This is a genomic window from Pseudomonas sp. Pseusp88 (assembly GCF_047303955.1).
In the GTDB taxonomy this organism is placed as follows: domain Bacteria; phylum Pseudomonadota; class Gammaproteobacteria; order Pseudomonadales; family Pseudomonadaceae; genus Aquipseudomonas.
On sequence record NZ_JBGLYM010000002.1, the window covers coordinates 404,265 to 418,557 of the forward strand.

The window sequence follows — 14,293 nt, forward strand, 5'->3', positions numbered from 1 at the left end:
GACAGTGAAAATCACCTCATTCATAGCCGCCGCGCTGATGGCCGCACTCGCCGCCGTCTGCAACCCAGTGAGCGCCGCAGCGACCGCCGCTCCGGATACCGAGAGCATCATCCGGGAGATAATGGCCGACCAATACCACGGCGCCTATGACGCCCAGCATAGCTGCTGGGCGTACTCGTTCAGAAGCGATAACGCCGAATTGACGCAATACTGCATGCGCCCGCTCAAGTCCCAGGTCGTGGAAGAAAAAGGCGTCAGCATGCTTTACCTGATTGCCGTCAATGCCACAGACATTGCCGACAACCCGGACTACAGCTATAGCCAGGCCGACTCGGGCCTGATGGGCGTGTTCAAGGTCAGCCTGGGAGGCACCCAGGGCTGGACCTACAAGGCGTTCGACAGCGAGATGGCCCTGGGCTTTGCCGGGCAATGCGGTTGCAGCGATATCCAGCTGGTGCAGCTCAACAATGCCGGGGAGCACGCATGGCTGTTCACCACAGGAGGCACCTGGCAAGGGGTGACCAATGCCAGTTTCAGCATCCTCATGCCGGTAAAAAGCGATTTCAAGAACCTGAGCAGAATTCCCCAGGCCCAGGGCGAAGAAAATCCCGGCGTGACCTACCAGATCAGCGTCAAGGCCGACCCGGCCGCCAAGGGCCTGTTCCCGCTGCATGTGATCAAGCTCGAATCCGACCAGAAAATCGACGAGTTCGATGTTCCCTTTGATCCAGACAAGGCGGTTTACGCATTGCCGACAGCGGGTTGATGCGCAGGTGGTCTATCTTTAAACAAGACCCAATAAAGAACCGGGATCAAACCCAGGGTCACCAGCGTGCCCAACGCCAACCCTCCCATAATGGTAATGGCCATACCTTTCCACAGCGGCCCCGCGAACAGCATCAGCGGTACCAGGCCGATGATGCACGTCAACTTGGTCATGACGATCGGGCGCAGGCGTTTAACGGCAGCACTGACCACAGCCTCATGCAACGGCAGTGCTTGAGCAAGCTCCACGTCAATACGCTCAAGCAGCAATACGGCGTTGTTTACAATAATTCCGGCCAAAGAAAGCAGGCCGAAGGTCGCCATAAAACCAAAGGGAACGCCTGTCAGCAGCAACGCGACTGCGACACCGATCAGCACGAAGGGGACGCTGGCGACGAGGATGAGCAGCTTCCTGAATGAGTTGAACTGCCAGATAAACAGCAGCAGCATCGCGACAAGAGCATGGGGTAAATACTGCAGCAGGGCCTGATTGGCTTCTGCCGAGTCTTCAATCTCGCCACCCAATTCAATCCGGTATCCACTCGGCAGATTCAATGCGCTGATCCGGGGGCTCAAGCGCTCGATGATGGAGGTGGCCGTGAGCGTCGGGTTGTGCCCAACCACGGTGATGACCCGCTCCATGTTGCGACGCCGTATGATCGAAGACTCGGTCTCGGCCTTGATTGTCGCGACAGCGCAGAGCGCTATGGCCTGACCACCGCCGGATGGGTAAACCAGCGTACTGCATAGGTCACTGGCAGGGCTCAACGACGTTGGCGGTTCCCCGATAATAATTGGAATTCGGGTATCGCCATCCTGTATCGATGAGACCTGCATACCGCCGTTGCGCATCTCCAATGCCTGCGCGATATCCTTGCTGGTCAATCCGGCGAGCCTGGCCTTGTACTGGTCAACCGCAACGGTATAGCGCACCAGGCGCGTGCCCCAATCGGCGCGCACATCAAGAGTTCCAGGCAATGCCTTGAGGTCGCTTTCGATCTTTGCCGCAATATCCCGAAGTACGAACTCATCGGGACCGAGTACGCGATAAATGGCAACGCCTGCCTCAGTGCTGCCCATCGAGAAACGCATCGGCTGCGCCTGAACTTCTGGGTGGCGGGAAAGCAGGTACTGCCTGGTTCTCTGCATGACGCTGTCGATATCTGCCCCTTCCCGAACAGTGACCGTGAAGTAAGCAGCGTCCGGCGCGGACAATGGCGGATTAAGCCCCAGAACGATCCGCGGACCCCCGTCAGCGACATACCCGATGCTGTTGACCACGTCCCCGTCAGTGCTCAGCCATCGACTGATGTCTCGCACCGCCTGCAATGTGTCTCGGGAACTGCTTCCAGGCTGCAGAGTGACAGGGATCTGAAACTGCATGCGATCCGATTTCGGCAGAAAATCATAAGGCACGAGGGTCAGGACAATGATCGCAACGACCAACAATCCTGACATGCTGCCCGTAAACAGAAGAGGATGGTTCAGCAGCGCTCCGATAATTCGGCGATACCCCCGATAAAACCTGGAGTCATAATGGTTGGCGTGCCCGGTTTGAGCCGCGCCCGAGGCGAAGAAAAAACACAACAGGGGCGTTACCGTCACGCTCAGCAGCCATGAACCGAGCAGGCTGATAGCGAGTACAACGGCCAATGAACGCAAGTATTCGTTAGTGCTGGTATGGCCTAAAAAGAACGGTGAAAAGGCAAGAACAATCACCAACGACGAAGTGAGCAGCGGCATCATCAGCGTTCGGCCGGCCTCCTCGCATGCCTGGCGACGATCCTCGCCCGCATGCAAGCGACGCTCGATATCCTCGGCAATCACGATGCCGTTATCAACCAGTAAACCCAGCGCAAGAATGATCGCTGCGATGGACACGGTTTGCAGTTCAACTGCCAGCGCGCGCATGACTAACAAGGTGCCCAGGATCGTCAGCGGCACAATTGCACCGACGACAAGACCGGTGCGCCACCCCAGGAACAACATCACCACGCACATCACAATTGCGATGGTTTCCATCATGACATGCTGCATTTTTTGCATCTGGTGATGGACGACATCAGGCTGGAAAGTCACCACATGCAGGGAAAAGCCCAAGGGCAGTTGTTGTTCGAGCTCAGAGAGTCGTACACGCAGGGATTTGCCGAACGCCTCGATATTCAGTCCCGATTGCATGGACACAGCCAGCACCACCGCATCCTGAGCCTGATACACCGCTGCGGTGTCCGGCTGATCCTTGAGGGCTACAAAAACGTTCGCGAGACTTTCAAGCGGCACACTTTCACCACTGCCGAGTTTAATCGGCAAGCCACGCAGTTGTGCCGGGCCAAACACCTCGCCACTCACAGTCAGCGTGGTGCTCTGCTCGCCAATAACCGGCGTACCGCCCGGCGCGATGACGTTCTGGCTTTGCAGCTGCTGCACCAATTGCTGCACAGAGAGCCCACTGGCACCGAGGCGTTGTCGGTTGAACTCCAGATATAGCTGCTCATCCTGCAAGCCGTAGATGCCGACTTGATCGACACCCGGCAACGCGTAAAGCCGGTCACGCAGACGTTTGATCACTCCACGCACGTCACTCATGCTGTAACCCGGCGCCGTTACGGCAACAGACGCCACCGCCACTCGCCCAAAGTCATCATCCACATAAGGGCCTTGAGTGCCTTGCGGCAGACCAGGGCTCAACTCACCCAGCTTGGCCCTTACGCGCTGCCACAACATATCCAGATGTTTGACGTCATCGTAAGCCGTCAGCTGAATAATCACGCTGCCGGGCCGTACAGTGGTGGTTAATCTTTTGACTTCAGGCAACTCACGCAGCTTTTCCTCGGTTGGCCTGGCCAATAGCTCTTCTGCCCGCTCAGCCGACATCCCTGTGTAGGCAAGACTGACCATGGCATCGCGAACCGTGACGGATGGCTCCTCCTGGGAGGGAAACGTCACAAAGGTAAAGACCCCGGCAACGATGATCAGAATTGAGATGAAAAGGGTCAGGCGGCTGGCCCCCATTGCACTGCGAGTAAGGTTCATGGGTCAGTTCCGGGACAGACTGGAAGTCGACTGGAACAGGCTCACTGCCTGTCCGTCGGAGAGAAAAGCGGTACCGACCGTCACCACAGACTCTCCGCTGGCCACCCCCGTGCTGATCAAGGCCTGTCCGTTATCGATCTGCGAAATCGATACAGTGCGAAGCGCGACACGCCCGGTATCTGGCTGAAAAACAAATAGCTGAGCGCTGGAACTGTCTGCCCCGGGCATCAATGACTGCACTGGCACGCTGAGCCGAAGAGGTGCCTTGGCATTCACTTTTATCAGAACGGTCAAGCCACTTGAGAGTGCTGCGACTGGATCACGCAGACGGAAAATACAGGGCTGAAGCAGACCGTTATCGGCCCGCGGCGATATCCCCTCAAGGACCAACTCAACCCCGTCAGAAGGGTTTGCCGTCTTGTACGCGGTGGCGCTGTCACCGACCTTGAAACGCTCGACTTGATCGACAGGGACGGCAGCCACGATCTGCAAGTCATCGCGCCCTTCGACTTCAAGGACTATCTGACCAGACGTCAACTCGGCAAATCGCTCCGCTCGCCGGGCAACCACGCGGCCGGCGAACGGCGCAATCATTTGGCCGCGCTCAAACTCACGGTTAGCCAATGAGAGGTCCGACTGCGCCCGGCTTTGCTCGGCGAGCGCCTGCTGATACGCCACTTCGGATTCCTGAACAACGGCTTGAGCAGCATTGCCGGCGGCAAACAGTTGCTGTTGACGCTGATAATTACTTTTACGCTCGTTGGCGCGTGCCTGAGCAAATCGAGCAGTAGCCTGCGCCTGTTGCAAACGCAGCCGCGCAGGCTGCCGATCAAGTGAGGCAAGGACTTGCCCAGCCGCGAACGAATCACCGACATCAACATGCAACTCTGACAATCGCCCTCCCGACTCAAAAGCCAAAGCCGCACTCTGTCGCTGTCGGACAATGCCAGTGAAAGGCAGGCCGTCATCCACAGCATCCTTGACCCTCTCGACCTTGACCGCACGAACCGTCTGTGGGGACTCAGGCTGTTCACGGGAGCAGCCACTGAGCACTACAACAGTGAAGCCCAGATAACAACAACTTGACCGTAGCACCCTGCCCACACGGTAGAACGCATTGAGATGGCGTGGCATGACTGGCTCCCGCGCCATCAAAATGTGTAGTTCAGCGCAAACAACCCGGTGCCTTCGGCATCGGTTTTCACCAGCGGACTGCCGCGTGTCTGATCGGTGTAATGCGTTACACCCAGGCTGGCCAGAGTTGACCAGTGCGGATCGAACGTGTGCAGCCAGTTAAGGGCAGCGGAATAGGCATAAATGCCACTGTCCGCACTAAACGAGGAAAACCCGGAGAGTCGGCTTTGCAGTCGTGTCACACCGAAATAGGTCTGGTTGTAACGCCCGTCACCCGCGTGGGCATCCAGATCAAGGGTGAGCGAGTCTCGATCACTGTGAAAGGCAATGCCTTCGACGCCCAGACGATAGCGATTGCCACGTCGCTCACCCGCCACACGCAATTCCGCTTCAGCACTCGCCGATAGCCACGGAAGAATCTGTTGGCCCACATTAAAGTCAGCCACTGTTGCACCACCCACAGTGCCCATGCCCTTCAACTCAGTGGAACCAGGTCGACCATTGCTGTTTTTTTCACTGCGGCCATAGTCGTAATTAAGGGCAGCACTTGCGCTGAATCCTGACGCGGTTTCAAGTTGCAGACCCAGGCCATGGACGGAGTCCGCAAAAAAAATACCTCGCTGCACCGTCACAACCGGCAGTATCTGACTCCGGTATTTATCCGAACCCATATAACGCGGCAAAACGGCGGCGCCCAATCCCAATGTGAAGCTGGTCTTGTCACCGAAAATACTTTGGTCTGGATGGGTAGAAGAATCATCTGCGTGACTGCCAACACTGCAGAGCAGAGCCAATGACGCCGAGAGTAGTTTTGCCCATTGATGGGACGGTTGGATGTGCTTGGTCAGACCATTCATAGTGAGGTTCCAGTTTCAGGTTGGGGTTGGGCTGGTGCGGCACTTGCTCCGCAAAGCACGCGATAAATGTTCAGTCGATTGAGCAACAGCGCCTGACGTGACTCGCGCCACGCCATATCGACCTGAGCGATGCTGACGGTGGACGCCAGAACACTCGCGCGATCAGCGTCACCAGTTGCAAATACAAGCAAGGTGCGCCGGGCTTTTTCCTGAGCCAGACGACTCAGTTCCGTTGCACTGCGCAGGCGATCAAGCACCTGCTGCCGCTCGATCAACACATCGGCCATTTCACGAAATGCGAGCTGGACAGTTTTCTCGTACTCGGCAACCGCTATCTGTTTGCGCACCTTCGCCAGACTCAGGTTCGAACGATTGCGTCCGCCATCGAACAGCGGCAGATTCAATTGCGGGCTAAACAACCAGGTACCGCTGCCGCTGCTAAAAAGCGTGCGCAAACTGTCGCTCTGCACGCCGATGCCGGTACTCAATTTGATCGAAGGAAAGAACGCTGCCCTTGCCGCACCAATGTTCGCGTTGGCAGCCTTGAGTGACTCCTCGCTCTGGCGTACATCGAAGCGTTCCAGCAAGCGTTGCGAGGGCATATCGACAAGCCAGGCCGGAACGACGACATCGCTGCTCGCAAGCTCCACCGCCGTGCTTGTCTGGGGCAAGGGTGCGGAATATCCGGCAAGCAGTATCAGCGCCTGGGAGGCTCTGGCATGAGTCGCCACCGCGTCTGCCAACTGCTGATGCGAGCGTTCGGTCTCGACACGCTGCACCGCTACATCATCAAGGGACGCGGCGCCAAGGCGCTGCTGATCCTCAACCCTGTGCAGCATGCCTTGCCGGGCCTCGTCGATACGCTGGGCATCGACTTGCAGCGCTGCTGACAGCTGCTCGGAAAGATAAACACGGGCCACTTCGGCCACCAGGGCACTTCTGGCCGCCTGCTGGCCGTAACGTGTGGCCAGATAATCGTGGCGTGCGGCCTCCGACAAGCTGAGCACGCGACCGAAAAAATCCAGCTCAAAATCGGAAACGCCGACCGAAGCAATCGCGATGTCCTGACCGTAACGCTCTTGCGCAGCGGCGTCGTCAAAGTGCTGATGATCGCGTTCAACGCTCCCGCCCAGGGTGGGTATGCGTTCAGTCCGGGAAATGTGGTACGTGGCCTGAGCTTCTTTGACCCTCAACGCTGTCAAACGCAGGTCACGGTTGTAATTCAAAGCCAGCCGAACCCAGTTTCGGAGCTCACCATTGGGTGTTAAATCCTTGACCAGCGCCTGCTCCTCTTGAGAGAGCTCGGTTTGCGCCCCGTACTCTGCCGGCTTCAACTCCGGCACACTCGAGGACTGGTCAGCGGGGACTGGCAGCGCAGGTCTCTGATAAGTCGGTGCCAGCGAACATGCCGTGACGAGCAGAGCCATCATCGCCAAATGAAGCGTTCGGATTAGCTTGGACAGTGATGTGTAAGTAGGCATAGGATCTTCGCGACATTGTGGTCGGGGTGAAGCCTATGCCCGCAGTTTCAATAAACGGTTTACGAAATATCAAGACTTGATCAAGAGGCAACTAACGTGTCGGGAAAACGCATTTTGATCGTCGAAGACGATGCTGACAGCGCTAGTATTCTTGAGGCTTATTTGCGCCGGGATGGGTTTGAGGTTGCACTGGCCGAAGATGGACAACGAGCAATAGAACTGCATCGACAATGGCAACCCGACCTGATATTGCTTGATATCATGCTCCCCAGGATCAGCGGCACCGATGTGCTGGCAACGGTGAGGCGTTGCAGTGACACGGCAGTGATCATGGTCACGGCCATGGGTGATGAGCCCGAAAAACTGGGGGCTTTGCGTTATGGTGCCGACGACTATGTAGTCAAACCTTACAACCCCAAGGAAGTTGTTGCACGGGTACACGCGGTATTGCGCCGATCGAACCAGACACCTGTCGCCGAGAAATATCTTCGCCACCAGCATCTACGGGTGGATACAGACGCTTACACCGCGAATATTGAACAAGCCAACGGCGTATTGTTACCACTTGATCTCACGCCCACCGAATTCAAGCTATTGACGACGCTGTTGAGCACCCCCGCCAAGGCCTTCACCCGCGAGGAACTACTGGAAGCCTGCATGCCGGAAAGTGAAGCGCTGGCGAGGGTCATCGATGCTCACATCCACAACTTGCGTCGCAAGCTGGAAGCCCATCAGATTGAAGGGGTACTGGTGACCGTACGCTCCATCGGATATCGCTTCAGATGAACGCCACACGACCTCCAGCCAAACGCAAACCTACGCCCCTCTGGCACTGGGTTGGCCTGCGCATGAGCATGCTGGCCATCGGCGCAGTGGTAGCGATCGCATTCGGCATGTGGGTGCATTTCTCGCTGGTGGAATGGGCAGCGCTGGCACAGATCCCTCCCGATGCTCGGACAGAATTCGAACATTTACAGAGCAACCCACATCTCAATGAAGCCCGGCTTTGGCAGCTGTTTATTCAATACTCGCCGATTGAAAACTTTTTGCCCGGTGTTGCCGATAACGACTGGCTGCTGCTGGCAAGTCTGGTCATCGCCGCCATTCCGCTCATTCTGTTGTGCGGCTTTCTATTTTCACGCTCTTTATCCAGCCAGTTCTCTGCCATTGCTCAAGTGGCACGTCAGGTCGCACAAGGAAACTTCAAGACACGGCTGCCGTTGAACCCTAAAGCACCGGAAGAGCTTCAATGCCTGATCATCGACTTCAACAGTATGACGACTCAACTGGAGCGATATGAGCAGGAAGTGCGTGAGTCGAGTGCTGTGATTGCCCATGAATTGCGAACGCCATTGAATGCGGCCATGGGACGCGTCCAGGGGATGATTGACGATGTTTTCCCCTGCGACATCAATCAACTGGAAATGGTCAGGCGTCAACTTAATCAGTTGAACAAGCTGGTGGACGACCTGCACCTGCTCTCACTTGCCCGGGCAGGGCAACTGGTGCTGAAAAAAACCGAGTTCAACCTGAAAAACCTGATCCAGGAGCGTCTGGCATGGTTCAGTGCGCCACTTGAAGCCGCAGGGGTCGTCCCGATAGTGCAACTACCTGACACCCTGCGGCTGAACGCAGACAGAGACCGGATTGGCCAGGTCGTAAGCATCATGATCGATAATTTTTTAAGCTATGCCGCCCAGGGGAAAGTCCTTGAAATTACCGCCTCTCCTGTCGATCAGACGGTCGTACTCAGCTTCGCTGACCGGGGTCCAGGCATTGCAGCTGAAGATTGTGAAAAAGTATTCGAGCGCTTCTGGCGCGCAGAACGCTCTCGTGCCAGACATTCGGGCGGGAGCGGTTTAGGCCTGTCGATCGCCAGTGCCATCTGCCATGCCCATGGTGGAAGCATTGCCGTCATTAACAGAACAGGAGGCGGGGCATCAATTAACGTAAAACTTGCGTTATAAACGCTCGCCATTGAACGACCACTGGAAACGCTATCAGCATGACTTCAGAGCCATCCCCTCTCCCGCGCCCGGATACCGACAAGATCAAGCGTGGTACGTCTGCCTTCCGGGCGATAGCCATTTGCATGGTCCTGGCCGGGCTGTCGACGTTCGCGCTGATGAACTGCGTCCAGCCATTGATGCCTCTTTTTACCCACGCATTCTCGATCACTCCGGCTCAGGCCAGTCTCTCGCTGTCTATCAATATTGGCGTACTGGCACTGCTAATGCCTTTTGCCAGCGTGGTTTCGGAGCGGCTGGGTCGCAAGCAAGTATTGGTGGCGTCGCTGGTGACCTCAGGGCTGATGTGCGTTGCGTCGGCGACCGCAGATAGCTGGAACACCTTTTTGTTCTACCGTGCACTACAGGGTGCCGCGTTCAGCGGAGTCCCGGCGATTGCCATGGCCTATATCGCTGAAGAGATCGCATCGTCCGACTCCGGCTACGCGGCGGGGGTTTACGTAAGCGGAGCCGCCATCGGCGGAATGGCCGGACGCGTACTTGCGGGCTTCGTCGCAGACGCCTGGGGCTGGCGGGCAAGCCTGGTGGCCATCGGGGTCGTAGGCGTCACCTCAGCGGCGTTGTTCAGCTATCTATTGCCCCGCTCGCGCCACTTCGTTACCCAACGTACAAGTTGGACACTGTTGCTTTCGAACTACCGGCAACATCTGAGGAACCGGGCGCTGCAACGTGCATATGTTACCGGCTTCTTCATGATGGGCAGCCTGGTGATGGTCTACAACTTCCTGGGTTTCCGCTTGACGCAGGCGCCGTTCGGATTGAGTCAGACCCTCGCCGGATCGCTGTTCATGACCTATCTGGCAGGTATTTACGCCTCTACGCGCGCCGGCAAACTCGCCGACCGGCATGGCCCCAAACCCGTCACCATCGGCTCGCTCGCGTTGTGTGCGATTGGCGCGATCATGATGGCGGTGCCACATCTAACAGTGATTGTCGTGGGACTGGTATTTTTCACGGTCGGCTACTTCGCCACGCACGCTGTCGCCAATGGCTCAGTGTCTCGCCAGGCCACCACCGGCAAGTCTCAGGCGTCAACGCTCTACTTCATATCCTTTTACGTCGGTGGCGCTGTAATGGGTTGGGCCGGAGGATTCGCCTGGGCGCACTTCGAATGGGCCGGGGTGACCGTTCTGCTGGTTGCGGCAATCGTACTGACCTATCTGCTCGGTCTGGGCACCCAGCCCGAGGCCCGATAGCCAGGGCCCTGAAACGTGGGCGGTGCAAGGCCGCAGGTGTTACCCGTGCCACTACAAGCAGGTGAAATTGCCCGATAAAAACGCCGATGACACCTGCCAAGGGCCATGCGTGGTGGCCCGGAACACATGCCATCAGCGTGGAAACTATCCCAATTCGCGCTTGAGCTGCTCGCGATCCAGAGCACCGTCCCAACGCGCGACAAACAGCGTCGCGACGCCGTTACCAATGACGTTGATCAACGCTCCGCCCTCAGAGATAAAACGGTAGACGCCGAGGACCAGAACCAGTCCTGCCGCAGGTATCACATCGATCGACCCCAGCGTTGCCGCGAGAGTGATGAAAGCACCACCCGTGACGCTCGCTGCGCCCTTGGAGGTGAGCAATAGAATCAACAACAACGTCACCTGGTGATAAAGCGACACATCAATGTCCAGTGCCTGAGCAATGAAGATCGCCAGCACCGTCATGTTGATGCAACTTCCATCGAGGTTGAAGCAGTAACCGGAAGGTACGACCAGCCCCACGGTAGACTTCTCACAGCCAAGCTTTTCCAGTTTGCCCATGAGTCGCGGCAGTGCCGATTCGGACGATGAAGTCCCCAGCACGAGCACCAACTCCTCGCGTATGTATTTGAGAAATTTCCACAGGCTGAAACCTGCCAGTCTTGCGACGATGTTCAAGACGACAAACACGAAGACCAGACCCGTAACGTAGTAACAAATGAGCAGGTTTACATAGGCACCCAGCGACTGAATGCCGTACTTGCCCACCGTGAACGCCATGCCACCGAAAGCCCCGAGCGGCGCCAGATACATCACGATCTTGAGCATCCGGAAAAATGCTTTGGCTATCAGGTCGATCGTAGTCAAAAGCGGCTTGCCAACGTCGCCAAGCAGTTGCAGACCGAAGGCGAACAGCACCGAAATGAACAACACCTGAAGAATATCGCCCTCAGTAAACGCAGCGAACACCGTGCCCGGGACAATATGGGTAAGGAAGCCGACCACGCTCTGCTCGTGAGCCGCCTTGGCGTAACCGGCAATCGCCGAAGGGTCCAGCGTCGCAGGGTTGATATGCATACCCACGCCAGGCTTGAGCAGGTTGACACCGATCAACCCGATGATCAGTGCAAGGGTGGTCAGCACCTCAAAATACACGAGAGACTTGAAGCCGATCCGGCCAATGCGCTTGAGGTCCTGCATGCTGGCGATCCCGCTGACCACCGTGCAGAAAATGATGGGCGCAATAAGCATTTTGATCAGTTTGATGAACGTGTCGCCCAAAGGCTTCATCTGCTCGCCCAGGCCAGGGCTGTAATGCCCCAGGATCACACCGCAAATGATCGCCGCGAGTACCTGGACATACAGATGCTGATAGAACGGTTTGCGGTGGGGTGACGCGTCTTCAATGGCATCGACTGAAGAGCTGATTATTTTTGTCATGGCTCTGCCTTCTTGATGTTGTTATTGGATGGCTACGGCTCAGCTCACTTCGTTGATCGGTTGGCCGACGTTGAAAGCGCGGATGTTGGCGGCCAGAACCGCTTTGAGACGCACCACACTGCTCTGGCTGGCCCAGGCGACATGCGGGGTAATCAGCAGGTTGGGATGCTCGCAATGCAGCAACGGGTGATCGGCCTGCGGCGGCTCGGCGTAAAGCACATCCAATGCAGCGCCGCCCAACTGACCCGATGCCAGTCCATTGAGGATGGCGTTTTCATCAACCAGCGGACCGCGAGCCGTGTTGATGAGCAGCGCGCCAGGCTTCATACGGCTGATTTCGGCTGCGCCAATCAGGTAACGTGTTTGCGGCGTAAGCGGGCAATGCAGCGTCAGGGCGTCGGCCTTGGCGAGCACCTCGTCGAAGGCCGTGTAACCTTCCCGGACTCGCGCGGCACCGCGGTGCTCGGCGAACAGCACATTGATTTCCAGGGCCCTGGCCAGGCGAGCGACACGACTACCGATATCACCACGGCCAACGATGCCTAACGTGGAACCCTGCAGATCCTCAATAGGCGCGCCATGCACGCAAAAGTGCGAGGATTGCGGCCACGCGGTAGCTGACGACGCCCTGTATGCGAGTAAGTGCCGCCGCATGGCGAAGAGTGACCCGATCACAGATTCCGCGACACTCACGGCGCTGTAGGCCGGCACGTTAGACACCGTCACGCCTAGGTCCCGACACGCCGCAACGTCCACGCAGTCATAGCCGGTCGCAGCAACGCAGATGAGCTTCAGGCGAGGCAGTTTTTCCAGTGTCACCCGGTCGATCCGCACTTTATTGGTGATCGCCACATCGGCATCGGCCAGGGCTTCGGCGACCTGCTCCAGCGCAGTTTTTTCGCGAAACGTCCAGATCACGGCGTCATCAGGACGCGGCATCGGGGATGGCAAACTTGCGCCATCGAGAAAAACGACGTTCATAGGGATCACCCTTTCATTGTGATGATTGGTCGAGGTGCTCGGAAATCTCGATCAGGTTCAGATCGGGGTCGCGCACATAGACCGAGCGGATGGGACCGGTTGCACCGGTGCGCTGCACAGGGCCTTCAATGATCGGCCAGGCCTGGGCCTGGAGGTGCGCGATGACGTCGTCAAGGCGGATGCTGGCAATGAAGCAAAGATCCAGAGCCCCTGAAACAGGCAGGTGAGCCTTGGGTTCGAACTCATGGCCGCGCACATGCACGTTGATTTTCTGGTTGCCGAAACGCAAGGCGCTTCGCCCATTGCCAAAGGTCTCTTCACGCATCCCCAGAACACGCACGTAGAAGTCCTTGCAGGCGACCGGATCGATGGTTGTCAGGACGAGGTGGTCAAGATGATCGATCATTGAGCGCGCTCCATATCGGGGTTGGCCACCTGCTTGCTCAAGGTATGAACGTGTTGCGGTATCGGATGCAGATCCAGCCGGCGTCCGGCCTTGAGAATCTGGCTTGGCGTGTCGTGCCCGATCAGGCCGGGAAGCTGTGCCGAAGCGGCCAGCACCCGATCAAGATCCATTGCGGTGTCGTAGCCCATCAGGTCGAGCATGTGCACCAGGTCTTCCATGCACACGTTGCCACTGGCGCCCGGCGCGTAAGGGCAACCACCGAGGCCTCCCAGCGACGCGTCGAAGCGATCGATACCGGCCTCAAGCGCAGCGAGGGTATTGGCCAGCGCCATGCCGCGGGTGTTATGGAAATGCAGGGTCAGTTGCAGATCAGGAAAGCGTTCGCGCACGTCGCGGGACAGGGACTCGACTTGAGATGGGAAGGCCATGCCCGTGGTGTCGCACAGGGTAATGCCGCGCACCCCGAGCCCGGCAAACCGCTCGACCCAGCCCAGCACATCGCTGGCGGGTACATCGCCCTGCATGGGGCAGCCGAACACCGTCGAGAGCGATACATTGATCGCGACGGGGCCATTACCGATGACGCCGACGACATCCTTGAGCTCAACAAAGGACTGCTCGCGGGTCATGCGCAGATTCGAGCGGTTATGCGGCTCGCTCACCGACATCACCAGATTGGCCTCGTCGATGCCACATCCCAGAGCACGCTCGGCGCCGCGAACGTTCGGCACCAGGACGGTGTACTCGACCCCTTGCTGACGCTTGATCCCGGCCATTACGGCCTCGGCGTCGCGAAGTGCGGGAATGGCCTTGGGCGAGGTAAAAGACGTCACTTCGATCTTGGCGTAACCACACTGGCTCAGCTCATCGATGAGGGCGATCTTGCGCTCGGTTTCAATAAAGGTCTTTTCGTTCTGGAAGCCGTCACGGGTCGCGACTTCCTGCATGAACAAGCGTTTCATTCGGGCTA

Annotated in this window: 12 protein-coding genes; 4 read left to right on the forward strand and 8 right to left on the reverse strand. The window is 57.6% G+C overall.

Annotated elements, in window-relative coordinates:
- Positions 1-4: 4 nt before the first annotated feature.
- Positions 5-766, forward strand: coding sequence for a hypothetical protein (locus ACCD02_RS04310; RefSeq protein ID WP_413298735.1), 762 nt, complete (start codon positions 5-7; stop codon positions 764-766).
- Here the strand turns inward: ACCD02_RS04310 and ACCD02_RS04315 are convergent.
- The 4 genes from ACCD02_RS04315 to ACCD02_RS04330 are packed head-to-tail and all read right to left on the reverse strand — an operon-like array spanning position 742 to position 7,270.
- Positions 742-3,798 (reverse strand): efflux RND transporter permease subunit, encoded by a 3,057-nt coding sequence (locus tag ACCD02_RS04315; RefSeq protein WP_413298736.1) that lies wholly within the window; start codon positions 3,796-3,798, stop codon positions 742-744. The two genes, ACCD02_RS04310 and ACCD02_RS04315, sit on opposite strands and share 25 nt — an antisense overlap.
- Before the next feature lie 3 nt (positions 3,799-3,801).
- Complete coding sequence (locus ACCD02_RS04320; protein WP_413298737.1) at positions 3,802-4,932, reverse strand: efflux RND transporter periplasmic adaptor subunit; 1,131 nt, start codon at positions 4,930-4,932, stop codon at positions 3,802-3,804.
- A gap of 17 nt (positions 4,933-4,949) precedes the next feature.
- On the reverse strand, positions 4,950-5,789 hold the full coding sequence (locus ACCD02_RS04325) for a MipA/OmpV family protein (RefSeq protein WP_413298738.1): 840 nt from the start codon (positions 5,787-5,789) through the stop codon (positions 4,950-4,952).
- The gene (locus tag ACCD02_RS04330; RefSeq protein WP_413298739.1) at positions 5,786-7,270 is read right to left on the reverse strand and encodes an efflux transporter outer membrane subunit; all 1,485 of its coding nucleotides are present in this window, start codon (positions 7,268-7,270) and stop codon (positions 5,786-5,788) included. The genes ACCD02_RS04325 and ACCD02_RS04330 overlap by 4 nt, the downstream gene beginning before the upstream one ends.
- A 96-nt stretch (positions 7,271-7,366) precedes the next feature.
- Between ACCD02_RS04330 and ACCD02_RS04335 the strand changes: the two genes are divergently transcribed.
- The 3 genes from ACCD02_RS04335 (at position 7,367) to ACCD02_RS04345 (ending at position 10,493) form a co-directional block, all read left to right on the forward strand.
- Positions 7,367-8,056 (forward strand): response regulator transcription factor, encoded by a 690-nt coding sequence (locus ACCD02_RS04335; RefSeq protein ID WP_413298740.1) that lies wholly within the window; start codon positions 7,367-7,369, stop codon positions 8,054-8,056.
- Positions 8,057-8,118: 62 nt separating this feature from the next.
- Positions 8,119-9,237: a sensor histidine kinase gene (locus ACCD02_RS04340; protein ID WP_413298741.1), complete on the forward strand. Its 1,119-nt coding sequence runs from the start codon at positions 8,119-8,121 to the stop codon at positions 9,235-9,237.
- A 38-nt stretch (positions 9,238-9,275) separates the two neighbouring features.
- Complete coding sequence (locus ACCD02_RS04345) at positions 9,276-10,493, forward strand: MFS transporter (protein WP_413298742.1); 1,218 nt, start codon at positions 9,276-9,278, stop codon at positions 10,491-10,493.
- 144 nt (positions 10,494-10,637) lie between these two features.
- Here ACCD02_RS04345 and ACCD02_RS04350 read toward each other — a convergent pair whose 3' ends face one another.
- Genes ACCD02_RS04350 through ACCD02_RS04365 form a run of 4 tightly spaced genes read right to left on the reverse strand, consistent with a single transcriptional unit; the run spans position 10,638 to position 14,285 of the window.
- Positions 10,638-11,936, reverse strand: a complete 1,299-nt coding sequence (locus tag ACCD02_RS04350; protein ID WP_413298743.1) for a dicarboxylate/amino acid:cation symporter — start codon at positions 11,934-11,936, stop codon at positions 10,638-10,640.
- A gap of 39 nt (positions 11,937-11,975) precedes the next feature.
- Positions 11,976-12,917: a D-2-hydroxyacid dehydrogenase gene (locus ACCD02_RS04355; RefSeq protein ID WP_413298744.1), complete on the reverse strand. Its 942-nt coding sequence runs from the start codon at positions 12,915-12,917 to the stop codon at positions 11,976-11,978.
- Between the two features lie 13 nt (positions 12,918-12,930).
- Entirely contained in the window at positions 12,931-13,323 is a 393-nt protein-coding gene (locus ACCD02_RS04360) for a VOC family protein (protein ID WP_413298745.1), read from the reverse strand.
- Positions 13,320-14,285 (reverse strand): hydroxymethylglutaryl-CoA lyase, encoded by a 966-nt coding sequence (locus ACCD02_RS04365; RefSeq protein ID WP_413298746.1) that lies wholly within the window; start codon positions 14,283-14,285, stop codon positions 13,320-13,322. Before ACCD02_RS04365 ends, ACCD02_RS04360 begins: the two co-directional genes overlap by 4 nt.
- Positions 14,286-14,293 lie beyond the last annotated feature (8 nt).

Excerpts from the sequence above, each read along its gene's own strand:
- ACCD02_RS04315 (WP_413298736.1), bottom strand. The coding sequence starts at position 3,798 with ATGAACCTTACTCGCAGTGCAATGGGGGCCAGCCGCCTGACCCTTTTC.
- ACCD02_RS04320 (WP_413298737.1), bottom strand. The coding sequence starts at position 4,932 with ATGCCACGCCATCTCAATGCGTTCTACCGTGTGGGCAGGGTGCTACGG.
- ACCD02_RS04325 (WP_413298738.1), bottom strand. The coding sequence starts at position 5,789 with ATGAATGGTCTGACCAAGCACATCCAACCGTCCCATCAATGGGCAAAA.
- ACCD02_RS04330 (WP_413298739.1), bottom strand. The coding sequence starts at position 7,270 with ATGCCTACTTACACATCACTGTCCAAGCTAATCCGAACGCTTCATTTG.
- ACCD02_RS04340 (WP_413298741.1), top strand. The coding sequence starts at position 8,119 with ATGAGCATGCTGGCCATCGGCGCAGTGGTAGCGATCGCATTCGGCATG.
- ACCD02_RS04345 (WP_413298742.1), top strand. The coding sequence starts at position 9,276 with ATGACTTCAGAGCCATCCCCTCTCCCGCGCCCGGATACCGACAAGATC.
- ACCD02_RS04350 (WP_413298743.1), bottom strand. The coding sequence starts at position 11,936 with ATGACAAAAATAATCAGCTCTTCAGTCGATGCCATTGAAGACGCGTCA.
- ACCD02_RS04355 (WP_413298744.1), bottom strand. The coding sequence starts at position 12,917 with ATGAACGTCGTTTTTCTCGATGGCGCAAGTTTGCCATCCCCGATGCCG.
- ACCD02_RS04360 (WP_413298745.1), bottom strand. The coding sequence starts at position 13,323 with ATGATCGATCATCTTGACCACCTCGTCCTGACAACCATCGATCCGGTC.
- ACCD02_RS04365 (WP_413298746.1), bottom strand. The coding sequence starts at position 14,285 with ATGAAACGCTTGTTCATGCAGGAAGTCGCGACCCGTGACGGCTTCCAG.